We start from the raw sequence: 24124 nt of genomic DNA on the forward strand, positions 1-24124 counted from the left end.
CGCGAATGCGCGACGAGTCTCCGCACAGCATGCGATACGGCATCATTCGCACCCTGAGTTCGACAGGCGGCGTGATCACCGCGGCAGGTCTCATCTTCGCTGCCTCGATGTGCGGTCTCTTGTTCTCCAGCATCGGCACCGTGGTCCAGGGCGGTTTTGTGATCGGTGTGGGGATTTTGCTGGATACCTTCTTGGTACGGACCATCACGGTGCCGGCCATCGCCGCGCTGGTCGGCCAGGCAAACTGGTGGCCGGGACGGGTTCGCGCGCGCGGGTGATGTATGTGAGACTACGAGACGAAGCCGAGGGGTCAGGAGTAGGTATGAAGAAACTACTCGCGGGGGTTGCAGCGCTGGTAACTGTCAGCGCCACAACATGTTTGGGCGTCGGGACCGCGACGGCCGACGACACCCCCATCGGCGGGCCGCCGACTCCCGGGGCGCCGGGTGACCAGACGGCGTTCGCCCTGGGAGGCGCTCACGTTCTGGGCATTCCCTACGACGAATACATTCGCCAGGAGGGTGCCCAATGGTTCCCCGGCCAGAAGCGCGAAATCGTCCGCTACCCGGCAGGCCAGGTTCAGGGGCACGTGGCCGAGCGACTCTTCCCGGGCATCGGCAAAATCGATCAGCTGTTCCCGGGCCTGGGTGTGGACGGCCCCAGCGTCGGCGAGTCGGTCGACGTGGGCGTGGACAACCTCGATGCGGCGATCAAAACCGGTCGCCCCGGTACGGCGATCGGCTTGTCCGAAGGCGGGTTCGTGGTCGATGGCGCGCAGGCTCGGCTGGCGACTGACCCGGCTGCTCCTCCGCCGAACACGCTGAACTTCGCCACGTTCGGCGACCCAATTGGGCATCACGCCTTCGGCCAGAGTTTCTTGACCGCCATGTTCCCGGTCGGAAGCGTTGTTCCCGCGCTCGACTACACCATGCCACCGCCGTACGAGAGTCAGTACGACACCAACAGGTTCGTGGCTGCATACGACTCGATCGCGGACTTCCCCGACCGGCCGGACAACATGTTCGCCCTCGCCAACACGCTGATGGGTCTCGCCACGGGTCACACCGCGGTGGCGTTCACGAACCCGAGCATGGTGCCGCCGCAGAACATCCGAACCACGATCAACTCCAGGGGCGCGAAAGAAACGACGATCATGGTGCCGGAAAAGCACCTTCCTCTCGTCATGCCGCTGGCCTACATCGGGATCCAGGAAGACACGCTGAACAAACTCGACGCAATCCTGACTCCCCGGGTGAACGCGGGCTACGCGCGAAACGACGACCCGTCGACGGCTCCGGTTCAGGTGGACCCGGTGCACGGCTTCGACCCCGCGGCCGTCACTGCGCCGGCCAACCAGGCGACATTCGGTGGCGGCGCTGACCCGTTCTCGCAGATCCTCAGCGGTGCAATGTCCGTGTTGTCGCACGGCGCAGGCGAAGCCGACCACTGATTCCAAGCCCACAATTTCGACTACTTGTACGGAAGTAATCTGACGCTATGTCTCAGTCATCTATTCTGTCGATGCTGCACGGACGTGCCAGCATGCGGCCCGATGACGTGGCGTTCACTTTTACCGATTACGAGAACGACTGGGCGGGTGTTCCCGAGAGTCTCACCTGGTCGCAGTTATCCCGCCGAACACTGAATGTGGCCCGCGAGCTCAGCCGTTATGGGTCGGCCGGAGACCGGGCAGTAATCCTGGCTCCCCAGTGCCTTGATTACATCGTGGCATTCCTGGGATCCATGCAGGCCGGGCTCATCGCAGTTCCGCTCCCGTTGCCGCACCGCGGCTCGAGTCACGAGCGGGTGGGCGCGGTCTTTGCCGATACAACGCCCTCAGTTGTCCTCACAACCTCCGCGGTCGCGGAAGACGTCGGCGATTATGTTGATCAATCACGTATAGACCATCCTCCGAAGATCGTCGAAATCGATTCGTTGAATGTCGGCGTCGATAACGGAACAAGCCTTCAGACAACCGATTTGCCCAACATCGCGTACTTGCAATACAGCTCAGGTTCGACCCGACTGCCGACCGGCGTTATGATCTCGCACCGCAACCTCCAGGTGAACTTCGAGCAGCTGATGCGCAGCTTTTTCGCGGACTCCCACCTTAAAGCCCCAACGCACGCCACGATTGTGTCGTGGTTGCCCTTCTACCATGACATGGGTTTGGTGCTGGGAGTCTGCGCACCAATCCTGGGCGGCTATCGCGGCGAGCTGACGAGCCCGGTTTCGTTCCTCGAGAGGCCGGCCAGATGGGTGCGATCTCTGGCGGAGAATCCTCATTCGTGGTCGGCGGCGCCAAACTTCGCCTTTGACTTGGCCGCCCGCAAAACAACCGACGGTGACCTGGCCGGGCTCGACCTCGGCGGGGTGCTAGGCATCATCAGCGGTGCCGAACGTGTCGAGCCGGCAACATTGCACCGCTTCGTTGATCGGTTTGCGCACTTCAATTTTCGGGACTATATGATGCGCCCTTCATATGGCTTGGCGGAGGCAACCGTCTTCGTGGCGGCTGGCACCTGGAGTGAAGTATCAGAGGCGGTTCACTTCGATGTCGCGGAGCTGTCCGCTGGCCGCGTTCAACGGAGTGTCGCCGGCACCGGCGCAGCGCTGGTCAAATACAAAGTGCCGCAATCACCTACCGTGCGAATCGTGGACAGCGACACCCACCGCGAGTGCCCGCACAGCCTGGTCGGCGAGATTTGGATACACGGCGCCAACGTCGCCGGCGGCTACTGGCGCAAGCCGCCGGAGGAGCAGGGCTGCTTTGGCGCAACGCTTCTCGACCCGTCGCCCGGCACGCCCAACGAACCCTGGCTGAGAACCGGCGACCTGGGTTTCATCTTCGAGGGTGAGCTCTTCATTGTCGGGCGTATTAAGGATCTGCTGATCATCCGTGGGCGCAATCACTATCCCGAGGACATTGAGGCGACGGTCCAAGAGATCACCGGTGGTCGGGTCGCGGCGATATCGGTCCCGCTGGATAGCACTGAGAATCTGGTCACCATCATCGAGCTCAAGAAGCGAGGCGATTCAACCGAGCAGGCGATGCACTGGCTCTCCTGCGTCAGAAGCGACGTCACCTCGGCGATATCCAACGTGCATGGCTTGAGTGTCGGTGACCTCGTGCTGGTACCGCCCGGGTCGATTCCCACCACGACGAGCGGCAAGATCCGGCGCGCTGCGTGCGTCGAGCAGTACCGCCAAGACCAATTCACTCGTCTAGACGCCTAAGCCGGTCGGCTACCTGGACGCCCGGCTCGCGTGCACGCAGGCCGGGTTGAACATAATGAGTCCAATCGCACCGGCAAAGGAGCCCCCGATGAGCACCACCAGCGCAGACCGTCCGTTTCGCGTGATCCAGTGGACCACCGGGAACATCGGGCGGCGGTCGCTGCACGCCATCATCGGCAGACCCGACATGGAACTCGTCGGTGTCTACGCCCATGGGCAGGACAAGGTCGGCGTGGACGCCGCCGAACTCTCCGGGTGGCCTGAGCCCACAGGAGTGACGGCCACCAACGACATCGATGCGCTGCTGGCACTGCGGCCCGACGCCTGTTGCTACAACCCGTTGTGGCCCAACATCGACGAGTTGGTTCGGCTGCTCGAGTCGGGCGTCAATGTGTGCTCCAGCGCGGCCTGGATCACCGGTGGCAAGCAGACCCCGCAGGACCGGCAGCGGATCCTCGACGCCTGCGAGCGGGGTGGATCGACCATCTTCGGCAGCGGTGCGCACCCCGGAATGACCAACCTGGTCGGCATGGTGCTCAGCGGCTCCTGCGAACGCGTCGACGAGATCCGCATCACCGAATCGGTGGACTGCTCTACCTATGAGTCCGCGGAAACTCAAACCGCGATGGGTTTCTCGCAGGATCCCGATACGCCGGGGCTGGCCGAGAATGTGCGACGCGAAAGTGAGGTCTTCGCCGAGTCGGCCGCGCTGATGGCCGATGCGATCGGCGCGCCGCTAGACAAGATCACCTTCGACGTCACGTTCACCGCGGCCACCGCCGACTCCGACCTGGGATTTATGAAGATCCCAGCCGGAACCGTGGGCGGCGTGTATGGCTATCACCGCGGCTGGGTCGACGACCGCAACGTGGTCAGCGTCGGATTCAACTGGATCATGGGCGAGCACGTGACGCCCCCGAAGCCGCTCGAACACGGCCACGTCATACAGGTGTTTGGCGTGCCCAACATGCGCACGGTGATCCATTGCCTGCCGCCGAAGGGTTGGACCGAGCCGGGATTCATGGGTCTGGGCATGATCTACACCGCGATGCCGGTCACCAACGCCGTGCCGGCGGTCGTCGCGGCCAGGCCCGGGATCGTGACGCTGGCCGACTTGCCGCCCGTCACCGGCCGCGCGACGGCGCAGCATTTGAGTCCTTAGGCAGATGAAGTGGACCTAGCGGAACGCGGACGTGCCCTACCGTCTAGCATAGTTAGCCGAGCGAAGGTTCTCGTCATCGGCGATGATGACTGAGGGCCATGAGCTCAATCGGCACGGAAAGACTGCGGACGGGCCGGCGGGAGGAGACCGAGTGAAAGCGATTTCGATTGGCGGTTTGCTCAAGCGCTGGTGGATACCGTTGCTTCTGGTGGTCGTTCTGTCGGTTTCCGGGCTTGTGGTCTCGCGTCTGCACAAAGTGTTCGGCTCGCAGGACCTGAACGCGAACGCGGGGGCCGGGATCAAGATCGTGCAGTTCAACCCGAAGGTCGTGAAGTATGAGGTCGACGGGCCCCCCGGCAGCACCGCGAATCTCAACTACTGGGACGCCGACGCGAACACACACCAGGTCAACGGCGCGCCGCTGCCGTGGTCGTACACGATTTCCACCACGCTGCCCGCGGTCAGCGCCAACATCATGGCCCAGACCGACGCTCACCACATCAGCTGCCGCATCACTGTCGACGGCGTCCTCCGCGAGCATCAGAGCGCAGACGGAGTCAACGCGCAAACCTACTGCCTGGTGAAGTCCGCATGACCCGCGCCGGCGACGATGCATCGCGAAGCGACGGTGAGGAGCGGCGCTTAGACAACGCCAGCACCCCTTCAACCGAGCGCACCGGATCCGGGCGCCCCCACCGACCCGTTATCCCGCACTTCATCCGCATCTTTGCGATCCCGATCATCCTGGGCTGGGTCGCCGTCACCGTCCTCGTCAACGTCGCCGTCCCGAAGCTGGAAGTCGTCGGCGAGGCGCATTCGGCGCCGATGGCTCCCCTTGACGCGCCGTCGATGAAGGCGATGATGCGGATGGGACACAACTTCCACGAGTTCGACTCCAACAGCACGGTGATGGTCGTCGTGGAAGGCCAGCAGCCACTCGGCGAGGCCGCACACCGCTACTACGACAACATCGTGCGTAAGCTCCGCGCGGACACTAAGCATGTCGAGCACATCCAGGACTTCTGGGGTGACCGGTTCACCGCGGCGGGCGCGCAGAGCGCCGACGCCAAGGGCTCCTACGTGCAGGTCAACATCGCCGGTAACCAGGGCACCACAAAAGCCAACAACTCCGTCGAGGCCGTCCGCAAGGTCGTCGACGACGAACCCGCACCGCCCGGGGTGAAGGCCTATGTCACCGGTTCCGCGGCGCTATCCGACGACATGCACGTCATCGGCAACGGCAGCCTGGCCAAAATCACGCTGTTCACTTTGGCCGCGATCGCGATCATGCTGCTACTGGTCTACCGCTCGATCGTCACCACGCTGATCCAGCTGTTCATGACCTTCGTCGCGCTGGCGTGCGCACGGGGGGTCGTCGCGGTGCTGGCCTATAACAACGCATTCGGGCTCACCACCTTCGCCGCGAACATCCTGACGATGCTGGCGATTGCCGCCGGGACGGACTACGGGATCTTCCTCATCGGCCGGTATCAGGAAGCGCGCGTGGCCGGCGAAGACCGGGAGACCGCCTACTACACGACATTTCGTGGAGTTGCCCCCGTTGTGCTGGGTTCGGGCCTGACGATCGCCGGCGCGACGTACTGCCTGAGCTTCGCGCGGCTGCCCTGGTTCAACACCATGGGCCCACCCGTGGCCATCGGCATGTTCGTGGTGGTCGCAGCCGGCCTGACATTGGGCCCGGCAGTCGTCTTCCTGGGCAGCCGTTTTGGGCTGTTCGAGAAGAAGGGCCAGTCCCGCGGTCGACTGTGGCGGAGGGTAGGCACCGCGGTCGTGCGTTGGCCCGCACCGATTTTCGCGGTGAGCGCGGCGGTCGTCCTGGTCGGCATGGTCGCGTTGCCCGGGTTCAAGCCGAGTTACAACGACCGCCATTACCTGCCCAAGTGGGCACCGGCCAACCTCGGGTATGCCGCGGCCGACCGGCACTTCTCCGAGGCCCGCATGAATCCGGACATCCTGATGATCGAGGCCGACCACGACATGCGCAACACGGCCGACATGCTGGTGCTGGACAAGGTCGCCAAAAACGAGATCCGCACAGTCGGTATCGCGATGATCCAGGACATCACCAGACCCTTGGGGATTCCCATTCAGCACAGCTCGATCCCGTTTCAGAACAGCGTTCAAAGCCAGACGACCATGCAGAACATGGGCTTTCTGAAGGACCGAATGAACGACATCCTGAAGATGGCCGACGAGTTGGGGATCACAATAGATTACCTGGAGAAGCTATTTAAGATCACGAATCAGCTGGCCGACACGACTCATGACACGGCCCGTCTCACAAAAGAAATAGTGGACGTCACCAACGAATTGCGCGACCACATCGCGGATTTCGACGACTTCTACCGCCCGATCCGCAGTTACTTCTACTGGGAGAAACACTGCTTCGATATTCCCGTCTGCTGGTCCTTCCGGTCGCTGTTCGACGCATTGGACGGAATCGATCAACTTGATGAAAAGCTGCAGGGCGTGTCAAAAGACATCGGGATTGTGGACGTGCTCACGCACGAAATAGCCGCGATCTTGCCGCCGCAGATCCAATCGCTGAAAACCACTCGCGCAATTACGCTGACCTTACACAGCACCTTTGAGGCGATGATCAATCAAATCGAGGCGATGAGCAACACGTCGATCGTCATGGGCCAAAGCTTCGACGCCTCGCAGAACGACGACTTCTTCTACCTGCCGCCCGAAGCGTTCGGCAACCCGGAATTCCTTCGCGGCGTGAAGATGTTCTTCTCCCCCGATGGAAAGTCGGTGCGGTTCTTCATCACTCACCAGGGTGATCCAATGACACCCGAGGGCATCGCCCGGGTGTCGGCCGAGCGAACCGCCGCCCAGGAGGGACTCAAGCAGTCGTCGCTGTCCGACGCCAGGGTCTATCTCGGCGGAACCGCGGCGACCTTCCGCGACATGGCCGACGGCGAGAAGTACGACCTGATGATCGCGGTGGTCTCGGCGTTGACGCTGATCTTCATGATCATGTTGCTGCTGACCCGCAGCGTGGTGGCGGCCTTGGTCATCGTCGGGACCGCCAGCAGCTCGATCGCGGCGTCCTTCGGACTGTCGGTGTTGATCTGGCAAGACCTGTTCGGTGTACACGTCCACTGGATCGTGTTGGCGCTTTCGGTCATCATCCTGTTGGCCGTCGGCTCCGACTACAACCTGCTGCTGGTCTCCCGGTTCCGCGAAGAGATTCACGCCGGACTCAAGACCGGATACATCCGGTCGATGGCCGGCACCGGCGCGGTGGTGACATCGGCGGGTCTGGTGTTCGCCTTCACCATGGCGGCGATGCTGGGCAGCGAGCTGACCGTGTTGGGCCAGTTCGGCTCGACCGTCTGCATCGGCCTGCTGCTCGACACCCTGGTGGTGCGCACACTGTTGATGCCCTCCCTGGCGACCCTACTGGGCCGCTGGTTCTGGTGGCCGCAGGTTGTCCACCCCCGCGGTGACAACGCCAAACCGAAGCCAGTGGGGGCAGCCGCCGAGGAAGACAACACCGCGCCGCTAGCGGTGCAGAGATCGTGAGCTAGTCGGGCGCATCCACCTCGACACATACCGCGAGCGCGCCGGCGCCGACGTGCAAGGCAAGCACCGGACCCAGGTCCGTGACGACGGTCGGCTTAGCCGCAGGCAAGCACTCGGCCAATGCGGCGACCAGGTCGGCCGCTCCGTCGGGGTTGGCGACGTGGTGCACCGCAATCGCGGCTGAGCGCTCTCCGACGACTTCACACACCCGGTCGATCATTGTCGCGACCGCTTTGTTGGCCGTCCGAACACGTTGCGCCAGAACGAGTTTGCCATCATCGATACGCAGCAACGGCTTGAGCGACAATTTGGTGCCCAGCCACGCACCGGCGCCGCCGATCCGCCCGCTTCGCCGCAGGTTGTCCAGCTGGTGTACGACGATGAACCCGTAATTGCGCGCCACCGCCGCGGCGGCAGACTCCGCGACGGTGGCCAGGTCGGCGCCGCGGGCGGCCGCCCGGGCGGCGGCCAGCGCGACGAAACCCGTATTCATCGCAGCCGATTTCGAGTCGATCACCCGCACCGCTGGACCGATTTCGACCGCAGTGGTCTCGGCGGCGCCGAAGGTTCCCGACAGCGCCGCCGAGAGGTGCACCGCCACTACTCCATCGCCTCCGCTGTCGGCCAGCGCCTGCCGGTACACCTCGCCGAGTTCCGCCGGCGTGGCGGCGGCGGTGGTGGCCTGACTGTAATCGTGGATGTCGTCGGGAACATCATCCACGCCGTCACGCAGGTCGCTGCCGTCGAGCAGGATGTGCAAGGGCACCTGACGTATTCCCCACTGCAAGCGCAGGTCATCGGGAAGGCGCGCCGACGAGTCAGTCACTACCACGACAGCCATATGAATTCAGCCGCGCGGCTTCTCGGTTTGATTGTGTGGCGTCTCGTTTTCCACGCCGGCCTCGGCCAGCGCCTTGAGCATCAACTCCGCGACCGCCTGGTGGGCTTCGAAGTTCCAATGGATACCGTCGGGGTTGCCCCGACCACTCATAACGTGTTCGGCGACGGCGGATTTCAGGTCAACCAGCGGGATGTCGTGCTGCTGAGCCCAGCCCGTGATCGCCGCGACGGTGCCGGCCCGGCCGTGATGGGCCTTCCCGTAGGTCTCGGCGATGTGCACCGACGGCAGCGACGCCACGATCGGAATACCGGGACGATTGAAATCGATTGCGCCACGCGTCTGTTCAAGGTATTCAGCGGACAGCTGCGGCGGCAGCGCGGCTCTGGCCACCGGAGAAAGCCGCGGCTGCACCCAACCGTAGCCATCACGAACCCAGCGCCGCAGCCACGGCGGCCGTACGTAGCGGATGAGTTCCCGCAACGCCGTCGGCAGCGGAGACGGCAGCGAATCCATTCCGCCCGTCGCGAAGATCACCGCCCCGGCGCGGGGCAACGCCGCCCACGCCCGCGGGTCCTGAGTCGCCGCCCACCAGATATCGCGGCACGTCCAGCCGATGCGGCCGATCAGCTCCAGATCCCAATTTAGCTGCGAGGCAACAATGTTGGGCCAGATGCGTGGGTCGTCTGCGGGCAGGCCACCGGTCGGTCCGTAGTAGGCCAGTGAATCGGCGAAGATCAGCAGCGCCGGACGCCGCCGTTGCTCAGAGGACATCGCCCGCGACCTGCGCCGAAGCGTTCCACACGTCGAGGCGCCAGCGAATGTCATCGGCGTTGTCGGCGTCAATCTGCGCGTCGGAGTGTCCGGCCAGCTGCGTCCAGCTGGCATTGCCCATGCCGCCCAGCACGCGCCAGTTGGCAACCGGCAGCCGTAGCAGCGCAGCTGTCAGCGCCGCGATCAGCCCACCGTGGGCGACCAGCACCACCGGCCGCGCCGGCTCCTCGTCGGCACCCCATTCGGGTTCACCGGCGACCAGCTCGGCGATCAGCGGCAGGCTGCGCGCGGCCACGTCGACCCTGCTCTCGCCGCCGTGTGGCGCCCACGTGGCGTCCTCGCGCCAGGCAAGCCGGGCGCCCGGCGCGACGGCGTCGATCTCGGCGTGCGTCATGCCCTGCCAGTCGCCGAGGTGGGTCTCGCGTAACCGGTTGTCGACCTGCACCCGCAAGCCCGTGCGCTCCCCCAGCGCGACGGCGGTGTCGTGGGCGCGTCGCAGATCCGACGACACGATCAGCAGCGGCTGGTGTTTGGCGAGCGCCTCGGCTGCGGCAACCGCCTGGGCGCGGCCCAGCTCAGTCAGCTCGGTGTCCAGCTGGCCCTGCATTCGGCTGCCGAGATTGAAGTCGGTTTGCCCGTGCCGCAGCATCACCAGCCGACGCGTCTTCATGACCGGCTCGCAGAGTCCGCTGACAGGTCCACCGCCAGCACCGGGCAGTCACCCCAGAGCCGGTCCAGCGCATAGAAATTGCGTTCGTCTTGGTGCTGGATGTGCACGACGATGTCGACGTAGTCCAGCAATGTCCAGCGGCCTTCACGGGCGCCCTCGCGCCGCGCGGGCTTGTAGCCAGCCCGGCGCATCTTCTCCTCGACTTCGTCGACAATGGCGTTGACCTGCCGTTCGTTGGACGCCGAGGCGATCACGAAGCAGTCGGTGATGACCAGCTGACCGGAAACGTCGATGACGACGACATCCTCGGCAAGCTTCGACGCCGCCGCGCGCGCGGCGACCGCGGCCATCTCGATCGCCTCCGCGGTGGCCGTCACGTGTCGTCCCGGGGCTTGCAGTAGAGCTCGCGTTTGGAGATGTACTGCACGACGCCGTCGGGCATCAGATACCAGAGCGGGCGTCCTTCTGCGGCACGCCGACGGCAGTCGGTGGACGAAATTGCCAGCGCGGGGATTTCGACCAACGTCAACGCGTCTTCCGGCAACCCGTCGAGGACGCCGGTGAGATGTTCGCGGCCCAATTCGTAGCCCGGCCGGCTGACCCCGACGAATCGCGCCATTGCGAACATTTCCTCCAGGTCCTGCCACGACAGGATGGTGGCGAGCGCGTCAGCGCCGGTGATGAAGTAAAGGTCGGAGTCGGGGTTGAGGGTGTGCAACTCTCGCAATGTGTCCTTGGTATAGGTGGGCCCGCCGCGGTCGATGTCGACCCGGCTGACCGAGAATCGGGGGTTGGCCGCAGTGGCGATCACGGTCATCAGGTAGCGGTCTTCGCCCGCACTCACCTGACGGCTCTTCTGCCAGGGCTGACCGGTCGGCACAAACGCCACTTCGTCAAGGTCGAACAGGTCGGCCACCTCGCTGGCCGCGACCAGGTGGCCATTGTGGATGGGATCGAACGTCCCACCCATCACTCCCAGCCGCCGCTTTTGCATGGTTTGCCAGCTTACTTGAGCGGCGTGGCGCGGCTCAGATCCCGTGGACAGACTGGCGTCACATCTGCCACGCCCGTAAGTCAACGACGAGGGATGTCCGGTTTGCCCGCCTTCGAGCGACAGCGCCAAGGTGTAACGGGGGTTGAGGCCGCGGTTAGACCGGCAGCAGCTGGTCGATCACCGCCGCCAGCTGCTTGGCGGAGCGGCATTCGTGCATGGTGATCACCTCTTGGTAGCGGGGTACCGCCGAGTCGCCGCTGCCCCAGAGGTGCTTGGGCTCTGGGTTGAGCCAGTGCGCGTGCCGGCTGGCGGTCACCATGTGAGCCAGTATGTCGGTGGCCGGGTCGCGGTAGTTGGTGCGGCCGTCACCGAGCACCAGCAACGAGCTGCGCGGTGACAGCACGTTCGGGTGCGCCTGAATGAACGAGACGAACGCGTTGCCGTAATCACTGTGACCGTCGCGGGTGTAGACGCCGGCTTCCCGGGTGATCCGCTGGATCGCCACGGCCAAGTCGGCATCCGGGCCGAACAGGTGGGTCACTTCATCGGCAGTGTCGATGAAGGCAAATACCCGAACGCGGGAAAACTGCTGGCGCAGTGCGTGCACTAACAGCAGGGTGAAGTGGCTGAAGCCGGCGACCGACCCCGACACGTCGCACAACACCACCAGTTCGGGGCGCGCCGGGCGCGGTTTGCGCAGCACGAGGTCGATCGGCACGCCGCCGGTTGACATCGACTTGCGCAATGTCTTGCGCAGGTCGATCGCCCCCGCACGGGCACGCCGCCGGCGAGCGGCCAACCGGGTGGCCAGGGTGCGGGCCAGCGGCTGCACCACCCTGCGCATTGCGCGCAGCTGCTCACCCGAAGCGCGCAGGAATTCGACGTTCTCGGCCAGCTGCGGGATGCCGTACATCTGGACGTGGTCACGGCCGAGTTGCTCGGCGGTACGTCGCTTGGTCTCGGCGTCGACCATTTTTCTCAATTGCGTGATCCGCTGCGCGGCAAGCGCTTTGGCGATCTGCTCCTGGGTCGGCGTGGGTTCGTCGCCGTACGGAGCCAGCAGACCCGCGAGCAGCTTGCCTTCCAACTCGTCCAGCGCCATCGCCTTGAGGGCCTGATACGACGAGTATGACGGGCCGCGGCTCGAGTTGTACCTGCCGTAGGCGTCAACGATTTGCGCGATCATCGCCAGCAGCCGCTCATCCATGTCAGCGAGGTCGGCATTGTCGGTGAGCAGATCCAGCAGCATCTGCCGCATCGCCTCGACGTCGTCCGGCGGCAACTGGATCTCGGGATCGGCCTCGGCCTCTTCTGTCACCACCGAACGTGCACCCAGCGCGGCGGGCCACCACAGGTCGAACATCGCGTCGTAGGTCTCACGGTGCTCAGGCCTGCGTAGCACCGCACAAGCGAGGCCCTCGCGCAGCACCTCCCGGTCACCGAGACCAAGGACCGCCATCACCCTGCCGGCATCCACCGTCTCCGAGGGGCCAACCGAAATACCTTGTCCGCGAAGTGCTTCGACAAATCCCACCAGGTGACCCGGTAGGCCGTGCGGGGCAAGCGGATGGCTGGGACGAACGCGGCGGACGGCCATCAATCCCCCTAGTTCAGCCGAAGTTCGCCGGTGGCGCGTTGGTGATCGGACTGATGTTTGAGCACCACGCCCAGTGTGGCGGCGATGGTCGCGTCGTCGATGGTGTCCATGCCCAGCGCCAGCACCGTGCGTCCCCAGTCTATGGTCTCGGCCACCGACGGCAGCTTCTTGAGCTGCATCCCGCGTAGCACCCCGATGATCCGCACCAACTCATCGGCGATGTGTCCGGGCAGTTCGGGGACGCGGGACAGCAGGATGCGGCGTTCCAGCTCGGGGCTGGGAAAGTCGATGTGCAGAAAGAGGCAACGGCGTTTGAGCGCCTCGGACAGCTCGCGGGTGGCGTTGGAGGTCAGCACCACGAACGGCGCGCGTTCGGCGGTGATGGTGCCCAGCTCGGGGACCGTCACCGCAAAGTCGGAGAGCACTTCCAGCAGCAGACCCTCGATTTCGATGTCGGCCTTATCGGTTTCGTCGATCAGCAGCACGGTGGGCTCGGTACGCCGGATCGCGGTCAGCAGCGGCCGGGACAGCAGAAACTCCTCGCTGAACACGTCCATCTTGGTCTGGTCCCAGTCCCCGGACCCGGCCTGAATACGAAGTATCTGCTTGGCGTGGTTCCACTCGTAGAGCGCGCGGGCCTCGTCGACGCCTTCGTAGCACTGCAGGCGAACCAAACCGGATTCGGTGGCCTGCGCCACAGCGCGGGCCAGTTCGGTCTTGCCGACCCCGGCAGGTCCTTCCACCAGCAGCGGCTTGCCGAGCCGATCGGCGAGGAAAACCGCAGTGGCGGTGGCAGTATCGACCAGATAGCCGGTTTCAGCCAGTCGCCGCTCGACCTCGTCGATATCGGCGAACAGCGGGACCGGCCGCGCGGGCACACTCACTTTTGTTGTCTCCTCAGCATTCAGGCCGGGCGAGTCTGGCCGTCTCCCCAGACGATCCACTTGGTGGAGGTCAATTCCGGCAGTCCCATCGGACCGCGGGCGTGCAGCTTCTGAGTGGAGATGCCGATCTCGGCGCCGAACCCGAACTGCTCACCGTCGGTGAAGCTCGTCGATGCGTTGACCATCACCGCGGCCGCGTCGACTCCCTCGGTGAACCGTTGGGCGGCAGCCATATTGGTGGTAACGATGGCCTCAGTGTGTCCCGTGCCGTATTCGTTGATGTGCGCGATCGCCGCGTCGACACCATCGACAACGGTGACGGCGATCTCCAGCGCCAAGTATTCGCGGCGCAAGTGGGCCTCATCGGGGTCGAGATGCACCTTTACGCCGGCGTCTTGCAGCGCACCGATCAGCCGCGGCAAGGCCCGGCTGGCGATCGCGGCGTCGACCAGTAACGTCTCGGCGGCGTTGCAGACGCTGGGCCGGCGGGTCTTGGAGTTGAGCAGAATCCGCTCGGCCATCTCGAGGTCGGCGGCATCGTGCACGTAGACGTGGCAGTTGCCGACACCCGTCTCGATGGTCGGCACTTGGGCGTCACGGACGACGGCGTCGATCAGGCCGGCTCCCCCGCGCGGGATCACCACGTCGACCAGGCCCCGGGCCTGGATCAAGTGCGTGACGGTGGAGCGGTCGGCGGCCGAGAGCAGCTGGACGGCGTCGGCGGGCAGGTCCTCCCCCTTCAGCGCGGCGCGCAACACGGAAACGAGCGCCTCGTTGGACTTCGCCGCGGACGCACTACCACGCAGCAGCGCGGCGTTGCCGGACTTGAGCGCCAAACCGAACGCGTCGACGGTGACGTTGGGCCGGCCCTCGTAGACGATCCCGATCACCCCGAGCGGAACCCGCTGCTGGCGCAGCGCCAACCCGTTGGGCAGGGTATAGCCGCGCAGCACCTCGCCCACCGGATCGGGCAGTCCGGCGACTTGCCGCAGGCCGGCGGCGATTCCCTGGACGCGCTTCGGGTCCAATGCCAACCGGTCGATCATGGCGGTCGGTGTCTCCGCCGACCGCGCCGCGTTCAGATCTTCGGCGTTAGCCGCCAAAATACGGTCGGTGTTGGCCACGATTGCTTCCGCGGCGACACATAGCGCCTGGTCCTTGGCGACCGTCGGCAATGAGGCCAGCACGCGGGCGGCGACCCGCGCCCGGCGGGCGGCGTGGTGCACCTGTTGGCGCAAGTCGGGAGCCGACGGAGCATGCACACTCATTAACTCAGGGTATCGAGCTTCCTACGGCCCGGTTGACACGGCCCGGTCGACCGGGCCGTGCCACCCATCGGAACGCGCTAGATGGCGGCTGAAATCTCGTCGAGCATCGCAACTCCGGCGTTAGCGGCCACCGCGGTTCAGAGTGGCACGAAGTCGCCGGCGAACCATGCGGTGGTCACCGTGTGGGTTTGGGGCGGCGGGAAGTCTCGCGTGGGGGATCCGAGTTGGCCGATTTTGACGGTCCATGCCGGCAGGGAACGGTCGATCCCGGCGGTGTCGCCCTGACTGGGCAACACGAGGACGGCGAGGTTCGCATTGGCCGCGCCACACATGTAGGCCCCAACATAGCCGTCTTGGCGTCCGCCCCAGGCGCCTCCGTTGCGCAAACGGCACTGGGTGTCGTCGTCGAGAAGCAGCGCAAAGGGTTGCGGTGCGGCGACGGGCCGAACTTGTGCCAGGGAATCGTTATAGCTCACCCGATGTAGCTCTTTGCCCCAGGGATCGTCCCCGCACAGTAGGGATCCCGGTGTTGACGGCCAGCACACGTCAGCGCTGGCGGCACTCGGTGAGCAGGAGTAGATGTCGTCGGCCACCGCCGCCGGAGACGGTGTGGTGCAGTCGGCTACGTTGTCGCCATTGCCTTGCGAAGGTGCCACTCGGTAGCCATTGATCGGTTCTCCATTCGGACCGACAGGCACCGCGGTGATCACTTGCGTGGCCCGGGGTTCGGCGCCGACCCATCCGGCCGCTGCCAGTGTGGCAACTGCAATCACAACGATCGGCACAACGACGCGCGACGCGATCGCCGTCACGATCCTGAGCTGCGAAGGCGCTCGGGGGATCTGGCCGCGGCTGATTCCTTTCGCCGGTCCTCGATGATGCGGCCCAGCTCCTGAAGCAGTAACGGTGACCGCATCACGAGATCTTCGATGTGCTCGCGATCGATCTCCAGCGCAGTCAACTCTTCCAGCGCATAGGCCGAAGTGAGACTTGGTTGACGGGTCAGTGTGGTCAGCCCGAAGAATGAACCTGGTTCCAGCACGCTGAGTGACAGGACAGAACCGTCGTCGGCGACGGTAGTGAGCCGGACGCATCCGCGGATCAGAAATGTCATCGCGGTGGGCACTTCCCCAGCGAATTGCACGACTTCGTCGGTGCCGTATCGAACGATTCTCGCGTGCGAGGTCAGGGACTGTTGATCGGTGAGACTCAACCGCAATGCTGGTGCCACGACAGTTCGCATCGCCAGCTGTACCCGGGCCGGGGTGGAGAAGTCGTCGTCGGCGCCATCCAAGTGCAGACCCTCACGCCGCGCCGCGTACCAGATCCACCGCAGGAACGTCGTCCGCGCCGCGCCGTCCTCGGCGGGCGACTTCAACGCGATGGTGACGCGGTACTCGCCGCTACCGGCCGCCACCGCGGTCGGTGTGCTGTCTGCCTTGCATTGCGGCAGTGTGCCGGCGACCCGCGACAGCAGACGCCGCACCCGGTCGGGCGGATCGGCCACCGAGAATGTTGTCGTTATCGCCAACTGGTGTGCGCCGGGCGGACGACTGAGATTCGTGAACGAGGTGGCGGCGAGTACCGAATTCGGTGTGATCTGCAGTCCGCGGTCGGTTTGGATGTGAACGGCGCGCCAGTTCGCTTCCACGATGCGTCCCCGCGCCGACGGCGTGTCCAGCCAGTCGCCGATGCGGAAGGGCTGCTCGAACAACATGAATAGGCCCGACACGATTTGGCCGACGGAGTTCTGCAACATCAGGCCGATGACCACCGACGTAACGCCGAGCGCGGTGAACAGGCCACCGACACGCACTCCCCAGACGTAGGAGAAGATCAGCGCCAGCCCAACGGCGATCAGCAAAAGCCGCGTCACGTCGCGAAATATCGTCGGCACCCGCTCACGCCACGAGCCCGGCGGGGCCCCTTCGAACATCGTGGCGTTCAGCCCGGACAAAACCAGCACCAGTACTAAGAAGCCGAACACCGTCGCGAGCATCCGCACCGAAGTGATCTGCGCCGGAACCTGCGCCACCTTGACCAACAGCACCAACAGCCCGGTCAGCGGCACCAGATAGCTGCGCAGCAGGTTAACTGGTCGGGCTAGCGCGCTCTGCCTGCGAGCGAGCGCGTGGTGTAATTCGGTGAGACCGATCAATGTGACGGGCAGTCCGATGGTCAGCCCGACGGCCCAGTAAAACCAGCCTGTGTCAAAGATTTTCACTTGCGTTCCGCCAACCGCCAGATCGGCTGCTCCGAGCCGCCAACCGTGATGCTGCCCGCGGGCGTGAACTGCCGAATGTCACGCATCACCTCGTATACCTCCGAGGTGACGTAGACCCCCGACTCCGTCGCACCGGTATGCATCTGATGGGCCAGATTTACCGCGGCGCCCCACATGTCGTAAATAACGCTGGCCCCACCGACAAGTCCACTGATGACGTGACCAGTGTTGACGCCGGCCCGAATGCTGAGGTGGTGGCCCGTCCGGCTGTTGAATCGCTCGATGATCCGTTGCATCTCCACGGCGAAGTCGATGGTTCGGGGGACGCTGTCCAACCGCGGAACATTCAACCCGCAGCTGGCGAGGTAGCCATTGTGTACGGTCCGAACCGGTTCAACGCCAAGGCTTTCCGCCGCCGAATCGAGTTCCCGGGCCAGCTCGTCGACAATCCCTACCATTTCGTCACCGGAGAGCTCGTTGGAGATGTCGTCGAGGCCGACGATGTCGGCGAAGATGACAGCGACGTCCTGGTGCTCTTGCGAAATGGTCTGCTCGCCTTCGCGATAGCGCCGCACCACCGACTCGGGCATCAACGACAGCAGCAGACGGTCGTTTTCGTTGCGTTGTTCGGTGAGCAGTTCTTCTTTGATCGCCAGATTCCGGCTCATCTCGTTGAAAGCAACAGTCAGATCGCCGATCTCGTCACGCGACGTCAGCGGTATCATGACGTCGTAATTACCTGCGCTGATTTCCTGCGCGCCGGCTTGCAGCCGCCGGAGCGGCCGCACGAATATCTGAGCAACCAGCATCGCGGCCACGCAGATCATGAAAACCAATGCCGCGGTGGTCAATACCAGTGTCCGGGTGAATGACCCGATCCGGCCGTAAGCTTCAGCGCTGTCCCTGGTCGCCAAGATCGACCAGCGCAGATCCGAATTCGGCACGTTCAACGGGGCGTAGGCGGCGAGTTCCTTGTCTCCCAGGTAGCCGGTATCGACAACCGTCCCGCTCTGCCCCCGCTGGGCGGCATGAAGCGCTTCGGTCGCCACGGGCTGGACCAGCGTCGTGCCGTGCCACCTGATCGCTTTGTCGACAATGTCGGGTGGGGTCCCTGCTGCCTCGGCCTCGCGCCGGTACTTATCCGGGTCCTCCAGGAACAACCGCGAGTCCGAACGCATGAGCTTGTCCGGACCGGCCAAATACGTCTCCGCTGTCTCCCCCATGCCGGCGGGTTCCCAGTGCTTGTCGGCGGTCATGATCCGGTTGACCTTCGAGATCGGTAACGGCAGCGCTAGCACCCCCTCCGTCTTGCCCGCCGAATTGATCGGCGACACCAGCCATGCGATGGGCGCCCCCAGTGCAGGCTGGAACGGCTGGAAGTCGGTGATCCACACGAAGTCCACGGAATCGGCAGCCATCGCCTTTTCGTAGGCGCCGCGCAGGTTGGACTCGCGATACGGACCGGTCAAGATATTGGTGCCCAGCACGGGACCTTTGTTCACGCTGTAAACCAGATTGCCCCGAGCGTCGAGCAGCATGGCATCCCGGTATTCGAAGCGGGTCGCGATCTCGCGAAAGTAGTTGTTGAAGCGGGCATTTGCGGCCGACCATGCGCTACCGTCACCCGCGTCGTTGAGCGGAGTTGAGGCTCCGTGCGACGGGATGGTGTAGTGGAGTTGAAGATACTTCTGCGCGTTGTTATCGGGCAGCACTGCGCCGAGCCTCAGGGTCTCGCCGGTTGCCCGCGCGATCGGTTTGATCAGCTTGTCGTCGTAGAAGTTCACCAGCGACTGCTGTTGGCCGGGGTCGATCGGCGCGTTGGCCAGTTGGTCGAAGCCGTCGGTGAACGCCTGAACCGCCTCGACGACGGTCGATCCGCTGCTGTACACAATCAGCGAGTCCGTCAGGTCCGCGAACAACATCTCCATCGCCCGCTTCTGTCCCTCACGCAGCTGGACCATTCGTTCAGCGGCAGCGGGCAACAGGGCACGACGGCCAGAGAAGTACTCGACGACACAGATGACCGCCAACGACGCGAGGCTGGAAACCAGCAGCATCACGATGATCTTCGACTGGATGCTGAACCGTGCCAGCGCCCGCCGATGTCGCCTGCGCGGACCGGCCGGAACCGTTTGGTCTTCCGGTACCGGATCAGTTGAGCGCCGCGGCGTCAATCGGCTTCCTTTCGCTGTCTGATGGCCCTGCTCCTCACCGGGCCGTACCGGCCCGCATCGTCGCAGAGCGGCGACGGGCGTTGAAAGCCCAGATCACGCAGCAGCGTAGCGCTAATGGCCTACTGACATCGGATTTGCCGAAAACCGTTATCAACGCACCATTGTGCAACCGGGTGCGACTCCATACCGTCGGCGTAATGACACGCGTATGCGTGGTGGGCAGCGTGAACATGGACATGGGGTTCGGCGTCGAGACGCTGCCCCACCCGGGCGAGACGGTGCTGGCGGCGTCGTTTCGATCGACACCCGGCGGTAAGGGCGCTAATCAGGCGGTCGCGGCAGCACGCGCCGGTGCGCAGGTGCAGTTCGTCGGCGCCGTGGGTGACGACTCGGCGGCCGACGCACTGCGCGCGCACTTGACCGCGAACGATGTGGGCACCGACGGACTCATTACCGTGCCCGGCCCGAGCGGCCGCGCAGTCGTCGTGGTCGACTCCACCGGCGAGAACCTCATCATCGTCGCGGCCGGCGCCAATGGTGGCCTGGCGCTGGACTCCGCCTTGCGGCGCGAGCTTGTCGCCGACTGCGATGTGCTGTTGCTGCAGTTGGAGATTCCGGTCCCGACGGCGACAGTAGCCGCCCGCGAAGCCCACTCGGCCGGAGCGACCGTCATCGTCAATGCCTCACCGTCCGGCGGCGATCCCGACGAGCTGGCCGAACTGGCCCGGCTGACGGATGTGGTGGTGGTCAACGAAGCCGAAGCCGCGCACTGGGTTTGGCCGGTCCCGCACCGGGTGATCACCCGCGGGGCCCGCGGCGCCAGCTATGCCGGCGGCGGTGGGGAGTTGACCGTCGCGGCGCCGGCCGTGGCGGTGGTAGACACGTCCGGCGCCGGCGACGTGTTTGCCGGCGTGCTGGCCGCGGGCTGGGCCAACGGCCACGACCACGCGTTGCGTCGCGCCTGTGCCGCCGGCGCGCTGGCGACGCTGGTGCCCGGCGCCGGGGACTGCGCACCGTATGACGAGGCGATCGAGGACGCGACCATGCCCGACTGATGGAATAAGGAACCGGATGGATCGCGCCGCAAAGGAGAGACGCAATGTCGCCAACCTCTGGAGAGCCCCGCGACAATGGCGGCCCACGCCCGCCCGAAGGCGACTGGCTCGGAACGCCCTACTTGACGTTTCGGCGCGAGGGGCCGTTCGCGATCGTGACGCTGGACCGCCCGGAAGCCCGCAATGCGATGACACCGGCCATGTACTTCGGCATCCGCTACGCCGTCTCGCGGGTTAACGGGGACGCGGATCTGGCGGGGTTGCTCATCACCGGAACCGGTGACGTGTTCGCGCCGGGCGGTGACCTGGGCGGCGGTGGAGCCGACAACTGGATGCGATGGGGATCGGCGCTGTCGATGGATGTGACACCGTTCGACACGCTGCGTAAGTCGGCCAAGCCGGTGGTTTCCGCAGTCAACGGCCTGTGCCAACCCGCGATCTGATGCTGACCGGGCGGACGCTGACGGCGCCGGAAGCCCTCGAGTGGGGAATGGTCGCGCGGATGGTGCCGCACGACGAACTGGTGGCTGCCGCCAAGGAGGTGCTGGCGCAATGTTGCCGTACCGCACCGGGGGCGCGACGGGTTGTCAAGTCCAGCCTGGATAACTACCTCGGCCTCTACGACCGCATCGGGATGGAAGCCAGCATCGAGAGCGCCGAGGCCGTCGAGGGCTTGGTGGCGTTCCGGGAGCGCCGGTCCCCGAACTGGGTGCATCCCGACTTGCGCGTCGACGGACGGCTGTGACGATGTCACCCATTTCCGCTGCGGTGGTCGCTTTGGTACTGCTCGCGGTGTTCGGTCTGCTCGGATTCGTTTGGCGCACTTGGCTTCAACGTCGGCGAACCGGATCGACCGGGTTTCGCGGTATCGGCGGCAGCATTGGTTCAGCGGAATGGGTTGCCGGGCTGGGCTTTGTCACATCGTTGGTCGTTGCGGTGGTCGGCCCGGTGCTGCAGCTGTCGGGGGTCATCACTGCCCTGCCCGTTCTACACGCCGACGGGATTCAGATCGCGGGAATCATGTTGGCGCTGCTGGGGATCGTGTTAACCGTGCGGGCGCAGCTCGACATGGGGGACTCCTGGCGCGTCGGTGTGGACGAGAACGAATCGACCGCGCTGGTGCACACCGGCATGTTCGGACGGGTGCGTAACCCGATCTACACTGCGATGCTCACATTCGACGTCGGCATCGCGCTGCTGACACCGAATGTTGTGACGATCACCGGGTTGATCCTGGCGGTCGCTGCGCTTGAGCTGCAGGTGCGCCGGGTCGAGGAGCCGTATCTGCTGGGCAAACACGGCGAGGTCTACCGCGGCTATACGGCCAGTGTCGGCCGGTTCATCCCCGGCGTCGGGCTGCTGCGTTAGCTTGAGCCGCGCCGCACGTCATGGGCGATCGCCAGACCCTCGCCGGTTTCCAACTCGGGGGCGGCCTGGGTCATCAGCACACGACTGCGATTGGGCGAGAGCAGGATCGACACATAGTGATGCGGTAAACCCGCCACGAACGCGACACGGTTGATCCGCAGCAACGCTGAACCAATGGCGGTGTTGAGCAGCTGCGCATTGCGCGGACCCGCGATTTCGGCGGTGATCTCATGCTGCATCCGGTCGACGACAACACCCGAGCCGGCCAGTAGCCCGTAAAGCGGCTGACGCTGTAAAGCCGTGGTGCTCAAGGCGACCGCCAGGCTCTCCGGCAACCAGGCTTCGGTGACCATCAACGGCTCTTTGGTCCTGCGCTCTCGGCGTACCCGCAGGATGTGCAACATCGGCCCGGATGTTCCAAGCGCTTCGCCGATCTGGCGCGGCGGCGTGCGAATGTCGCTCTCCACCACGTCGATGGCGGTCTGAAATTGAGCTTGACGCAAACCGTCCATATAGGAGCCGGTAGCTGCCACCGCGTCGGAGGCAGCACGTCCACGGACGAATGATCCGACGCCCTGCCGGCGTTCGATGTAGCCCTGCTCGGCCAGGTCGGCCAGTGCCCGTCGCACCGTGATACGAGACACCCCGAACTGATCGCAGAGTGCCTGCTCGGTGGGCAGCGCATCGCCGGGGGCCAGCGCGCCCCGGGCGATCTCGTCATGCAACACCAGGAACAGCTGACGATGTAGCGGCACTCCGGCGCCAACGGTCACCGGCCCGACCGCACCGCTGGTCTCCTGCATGAGGACCAATGTTTTCACACTCCCTTGCCGAATCGACTCATATTTGTTATATCTGTATAACAACCATACAACACGGATGGAGGGCCGACAATGACCGCGGTACAGCCGACCGCCGCCACCGATCCGGACGGACCGACCGGAAAGCTGGCCACCTGGGTGGCGAACCTCACGCTCGACGACGTGCCCCAAGACGTTGTCGAGCGGGCCAAACACCTGCTGCTCGACGGCGTTGGTTGCGCACTCATCGGTTCTCAACTGCCCTGGTCGCGGGTGGCCACCAGCGCTGTCCTGGATCTGGAGAACAAGGGCGACGTCGTGGTGATCGGCACCGGACAGTCCACCAGCGGACCGGCGGCGGCGGTGCTCAACGGCACCTTCATCCAGGGATTCGAGCTCGACGACTTCCACCCCATCGCACCGGTGCACAGCTGCTCGCTGGTGATTCCCGCGCTGCTGTCGACGGTGGCCGCGCAGTCGGGAGCCACAACCGGCGTGGACTTTCTGGCTGGGGCGATCGCCGGTTTCGAGGTCGGACCGCGCGTCGGCTACACCCTGCACGGCACACAGATGCTCGACCGCGGCTGGCACTCGGGACCGGTGTTCGGCACTCACTCTGCGGCAATGGCATCCGGCAAGCTGCGCGGGCTGTCGCCGGCACAGCTCGAGGATGCCCTCGGGCTTGCAGGCACTCAGTCCGCGGGGTTGATGGCCGCCCAGTACGAGGCGATGAGCAAGCGCATGCACCATGGGTTCGCCGCCCGCAACGGCTTCTACGCCGCCGGACTGGCCGCGGCGAATTACACCGGCATCAAGCGAGTCTTTGAGCGCGAATACGGTGGCTTCCTCAGCGTTTTCGGCGAGGGCCACCAACCCGACGCGTCATTGCTGACCGAGCAACTCGGTGAGCGGTGGGAGACCAGCATCATCATGGTCAAGTCCTACGCGGTCATGGGCGGCCTGCACGGAGCCGTCGACGCGGCTCGGCAATTGCGGCAATCGGTTGCGCCCGAGGATATCTCGAAGGTCGACATCACGGTCGGCGAGACCGTGTACAAGCACGGCTGGTGGAAACCCGACCGGCCGTTGACCGCGATCGGCGCCCAGATGAACATCGGCTACGCGACCGCCGCGGCACTGCTGGACGGTAACGCGCTGCCCGAGCAGTTCACCCCTGCGCGCCTGGACGCCGACGACATCTGGTCGCTGATCGACGCCACCGAGGTGCATCTGGACGAGTCACTGGCCGAAGCCCCGCTGACCGAACGGTTCCGCACCGACCTCGTGGTGACCACCCGGGACGGCGGCGTGCATCAGGTTCGGGTCGTCGCACCCCATGGCGCGCCGTGGGACCCGGTCAGCAACGAAGAGCTGGTGACCAAGTTCCATGCCCTAGCCGACCGCGTCACGAGCCGCCAGCGCGCCGAAGCCATCGAACGTGCGGTGGTCGGTCTCGAGAACCTCGACGACGTCGCCGGCCTCATCGATCTGCTGGCCCCGCCGGTCGCGGGCGCACTGGATTGAAAG

21 protein-coding genes and 1 pseudogene are annotated in these 24124 nt (G+C 64.9%); 10 read left to right on the forward strand and 12 right to left on the reverse strand.

Annotation, left to right across the window (positions count from 1 at the left end; all coding sequences use genetic code 11):
• The 6 genes from VNW74_RS18855 to VNW74_RS18880 form a co-directional block, all read left to right on the forward strand.
• Nucleotides 1-278: MMPL family transporter (locus tag VNW74_RS18855; protein WP_325679538.1), on the forward strand; the 278-nt coding region annotated here is incomplete at its 5' end.
• A 44-nt stretch (nt 279-322) separates the two neighbouring features.
• Entirely contained in the window at nt 323-1450 is a 1128-nt protein-coding gene (gene pe, locus VNW74_RS18860; protein WP_325679540.1) for an acyltransferase PE, read from the forward strand.
• Nucleotides 1451-1497: 47 nt separating this feature from the next.
• Nucleotides 1498-3237 carry an AMP-binding protein gene (locus VNW74_RS18865; protein WP_325679543.1) on the forward strand — a complete coding sequence of 580 codons (1740 nt, stop codon included), beginning with the start codon at nt 1498-1500 and terminating at the stop codon, nt 3235-3237.
• Nucleotides 3238-3325: 88 nt separating this feature from the next.
• On the forward strand, nt 3326-4399 hold the full coding sequence (locus VNW74_RS18870; protein WP_325679545.1) for a dihydrodipicolinate reductase: 1074 nt from the start codon (nt 3326-3328) through the stop codon (nt 4397-4399).
• Nucleotides 4400-4574: 175 nt separating this feature from the next.
• The gene (locus VNW74_RS18875; RefSeq protein WP_325679612.1) at nt 4575-4994 is read left to right on the forward strand and encodes an MmpS family transport accessory protein; all 420 of its coding nucleotides are present in this window, start codon (nt 4575-4577) and stop codon (nt 4992-4994) included.
• The gene (locus VNW74_RS18880) at nt 4991-7951 is read left to right on the forward strand and encodes an MMPL family transporter (protein WP_325679547.1); all 2961 of its coding nucleotides are present in this window, start codon (nt 4991-4993) and stop codon (nt 7949-7951) included. The genes VNW74_RS18875 and VNW74_RS18880 overlap by 4 nt, the downstream gene beginning before the upstream one ends.
• Before the next feature lies 1 nt (nt 7952).
• On the opposite strand, the gene VNW74_RS18885 is transcribed toward VNW74_RS18880, so the two are convergent.
• The 11 genes from VNW74_RS18885 to VNW74_RS18935 form a co-directional block, all read right to left on the reverse strand.
• On the reverse strand, nt 7953-8792 hold the full coding sequence (locus VNW74_RS18885; protein ID WP_325679549.1) for a DegV family protein: 840 nt from the start codon (nt 8790-8792) through the stop codon (nt 7953-7955).
• Between the two features lie 6 nt (nt 8793-8798).
• On the reverse strand, nt 8799-9563 hold the full coding sequence (gene octT, locus VNW74_RS18890) for a diglucosylglycerate octanoyltransferase (protein WP_325679550.1): 765 nt from the start codon (nt 9561-9563) through the stop codon (nt 8799-8801).
• Nucleotides 9553-10233, reverse strand: coding sequence for a glucosyl-3-phosphoglycerate phosphatase (gene gpgP, locus VNW74_RS18895; RefSeq protein WP_325679552.1), 681 nt, complete (start codon nt 10231-10233; stop codon nt 9553-9555). The genes octT and gpgP overlap by 11 nt, the downstream gene beginning before the upstream one ends.
• On the reverse strand, nt 10230-10610 hold the full coding sequence (rsfS, locus tag VNW74_RS18900) for a ribosome silencing factor (RefSeq protein ID WP_325679555.1): 381 nt from the start codon (nt 10608-10610) through the stop codon (nt 10230-10232). The genes gpgP and rsfS overlap by 4 nt, the downstream gene beginning before the upstream one ends.
• On the reverse strand, nt 10607-11227 hold the full coding sequence (nadD, locus tag VNW74_RS18905) for a nicotinate-nucleotide adenylyltransferase (protein ID WP_325679557.1): 621 nt from the start codon (nt 11225-11227) through the stop codon (nt 10607-10609). Before nadD ends, rsfS begins: the two co-directional genes overlap by 4 nt.
• Before the next feature lie 154 nt (nt 11228-11381).
• Nucleotides 11382-12824 carry a VWA domain-containing protein gene (locus VNW74_RS18910; protein ID WP_325679559.1) on the reverse strand — a complete coding sequence of 481 codons (1443 nt, stop codon included), beginning with the start codon at nt 12822-12824 and terminating at the stop codon, nt 11382-11384.
• 8 nt (nt 12825-12832) lie between these two features.
• Nucleotides 12833-13708: a MoxR family ATPase gene (locus tag VNW74_RS18915; protein ID WP_325679561.1), complete on the reverse strand. Its 876-nt coding sequence runs from the start codon at nt 13706-13708 to the stop codon at nt 12833-12835.
• A 20-nt stretch (nt 13709-13728) separates the two neighbouring features.
• Nucleotides 13729-14976 (reverse strand): glutamate-5-semialdehyde dehydrogenase, encoded by a 1248-nt coding sequence (locus tag VNW74_RS18920; protein ID WP_325679563.1) that lies wholly within the window; start codon nt 14974-14976, stop codon nt 13729-13731.
• A gap of 137 nt (nt 14977-15113) precedes the next feature.
• Complete coding sequence (locus VNW74_RS18925; protein WP_325679565.1) at nt 15114-15788, reverse strand: hypothetical protein; 675 nt, start codon at nt 15786-15788, stop codon at nt 15114-15116.
• Nucleotides 15785-17200 carry a mechanosensitive ion channel family protein gene (locus VNW74_RS18930; protein ID WP_325679567.1) on the reverse strand — a complete coding sequence of 472 codons (1416 nt, stop codon included), beginning with the start codon at nt 17198-17200 and terminating at the stop codon, nt 15785-15787. The genes VNW74_RS18925 and VNW74_RS18930 overlap by 4 nt, the downstream gene beginning before the upstream one ends.
• Entirely contained in the window at nt 17197-19374 is a 2178-nt protein-coding gene (locus tag VNW74_RS18935; protein ID WP_325679569.1) for an adenylate/guanylate cyclase domain-containing protein, read from the reverse strand. Before VNW74_RS18935 ends, VNW74_RS18930 begins: the two co-directional genes overlap by 4 nt.
• 197 nt (nt 19375-19571) lie before the next feature.
• On the opposite strand from VNW74_RS18935, the gene VNW74_RS18940 reads away from it, so the two are divergent.
• The 3 genes and pseudogenes from VNW74_RS18940 to VNW74_RS18950 all read left to right on the forward strand — a co-directional run bounded on the left by VNW74_RS18940 (nt 19572) and on the right by VNW74_RS18950 (nt 21797).
• Complete coding sequence (locus VNW74_RS18940) at nt 19572-20429, forward strand: ribokinase (RefSeq protein WP_325679571.1); 858 nt, start codon at nt 19572-19574, stop codon at nt 20427-20429.
• Between the two features lie 44 nt (nt 20430-20473).
• Nucleotides 20474-21174: pseudogene (locus tag VNW74_RS18945) on the forward strand (enoyl-CoA hydratase/isomerase family protein).
• 2 nt (nt 21175-21176) lie between these two features.
• Complete coding sequence (locus VNW74_RS18950; protein WP_325679572.1) at nt 21177-21797, forward strand: isoprenylcysteine carboxylmethyltransferase family protein; 621 nt, start codon at nt 21177-21179, stop codon at nt 21795-21797.
• Here VNW74_RS18950 and VNW74_RS18955 read toward each other — a convergent pair.
• Entirely contained in the window at nt 21794-22600 is an 807-nt protein-coding gene (locus tag VNW74_RS18955; RefSeq protein WP_414686723.1) for a GntR family transcriptional regulator, read from the reverse strand. The genes VNW74_RS18950 and VNW74_RS18955 overlap by 4 nt on opposite strands.
• A gap of 90 nt (nt 22601-22690) precedes the next feature.
• On the opposite strand from VNW74_RS18955, the gene VNW74_RS18960 reads away from it, so the two are divergent.
• Entirely contained in the window at nt 22691-24121 is a 1431-nt protein-coding gene (locus VNW74_RS18960) for an MmgE/PrpD family protein (protein WP_325679574.1), read from the forward strand.
• Nucleotides 24122-24124: the final 3 nt, after the last annotated feature.

Origin of the sequence: Mycobacterium sp. (genome assembly GCF_035570115.1) — a bacterium.
In the GTDB taxonomy this organism is placed as follows: Bacteria; Actinomycetota; Actinomycetes; order Mycobacteriales; family Mycobacteriaceae; genus Mycobacterium.

Excerpts from the sequence above, each read along its gene's own strand:
- pe (WP_325679540.1), top strand. The coding sequence starts at position 323 with ATGAAGAAACTACTCGCGGGGGTTGCAGCGCTGGTAACTGTCAGCGCC.
- VNW74_RS18865 (WP_325679543.1), top strand. The coding sequence starts at position 1,498 with ATGTCTCAGTCATCTATTCTGTCGATGCTGCACGGACGTGCCAGCATG.
- VNW74_RS18870 (WP_325679545.1), top strand. The coding sequence starts at position 3,326 with ATGAGCACCACCAGCGCAGACCGTCCGTTTCGCGTGATCCAGTGGACC.
- VNW74_RS18880 (WP_325679547.1), top strand. The coding sequence starts at position 4,991 with ATGACCCGCGCCGGCGACGATGCATCGCGAAGCGACGGTGAGGAGCGG.
- VNW74_RS18885 (WP_325679549.1), bottom strand. The coding sequence starts at position 8,792 with ATGGCTGTCGTGGTAGTGACTGACTCGTCGGCGCGCCTTCCCGATGAC.
- octT (WP_325679550.1), bottom strand. The coding sequence starts at position 9,563 with ATGTCCTCTGAGCAACGGCGGCGTCCGGCGCTGCTGATCTTCGCCGAT.
- gpgP (WP_325679552.1), bottom strand. The coding sequence starts at position 10,233 with ATGAAGACGCGTCGGCTGGTGATGCTGCGGCACGGGCAAACCGACTTC.
- nadD (WP_325679557.1), bottom strand. The coding sequence starts at position 11,227 with ATGCAAAAGCGGCGGCTGGGAGTGATGGGTGGGACGTTCGATCCCATC.
- VNW74_RS18910 (WP_325679559.1), bottom strand. The coding sequence starts at position 12,824 with ATGGCCGTCCGCCGCGTTCGTCCCAGCCATCCGCTTGCCCCGCACGGC.
- VNW74_RS18920 (WP_325679563.1), bottom strand. The coding sequence starts at position 14,976 with ATGAGTGTGCATGCTCCGTCGGCTCCCGACTTGCGCCAACAGGTGCAC.
- VNW74_RS18940 (WP_325679571.1), top strand. The coding sequence starts at position 19,572 with ATGACACGCGTATGCGTGGTGGGCAGCGTGAACATGGACATGGGGTTC.
- VNW74_RS18950 (WP_325679572.1), top strand. The coding sequence starts at position 21,177 with ATGTCACCCATTTCCGCTGCGGTGGTCGCTTTGGTACTGCTCGCGGTG.
- VNW74_RS18955 (WP_414686723.1), bottom strand. The coding sequence starts at position 22,600 with ATGCAGGAGACCAGCGGTGCGGTCGGGCCGGTGACCGTTGGCGCCGGA.
- VNW74_RS18960 (WP_325679574.1), top strand. The coding sequence starts at position 22,691 with ATGACCGCGGTACAGCCGACCGCCGCCACCGATCCGGACGGACCGACC.